The following is a 454-nucleotide window of genomic DNA, read 5'->3' as shown; positions in this document are numbered from 1 at the left end:
GAACAGGTCAAAGCCCTCCAGAGGCAGTGCGTGCAGCACTACCTCGAGCAGACCGAGGCCGCCCACTGTTACGGATACGCCAACGACGCCGACTACGCGCTGACCACCATCGAATGGGACACCGAGTTCGACGAGAGCGCCTACGGCGGTGGGCGTCCCTGCTGGATTGTGTACGGCGGACAGCCCCTCGCCGGGCCGCCGGCCACCGAAACCAGCAAGGAGCCTTCCGAGTACACGCGCACCGGATGCCCCGGAGCCGTGCGTTTCCCCGGCCAGCCGGTCCCCGCACCGGCGGCCATCCCAGCCGCCCCGGACGGGCCGCCCGCTCCGGCTGTTCCGGCGCATAATCCCTGCGCGTTGCTCGAGCCCGCAGCCCTGGCAGCCGGCGGCTTCGAGGAGCGCACCGCCGCCGCCGCCGGCGGCGCGCCGGATGAGTTCGCGCGCGGCGACACCC

Annotated in this window: 1 pseudogene; it reads left to right on the top strand. The window is 72.5% G+C overall.

The annotated features are described in order from the left end of the window. Positions 1 to 30 precede the first annotated feature (30 nt). Positions 31 to 454 (top strand): annotated as a pseudogene (locus tag AC1DYG_RS19715) (hypothetical protein); the annotation flags it as partial.

The sequence above is a fragment of the Pedococcus sp. P1_H8 genome (assembly GCF_056405175.1).
The sequence above is the reverse complement of the archived record's forward strand: the minus strand, read 5'-3'. Positions and strand labels throughout refer to the sequence as shown.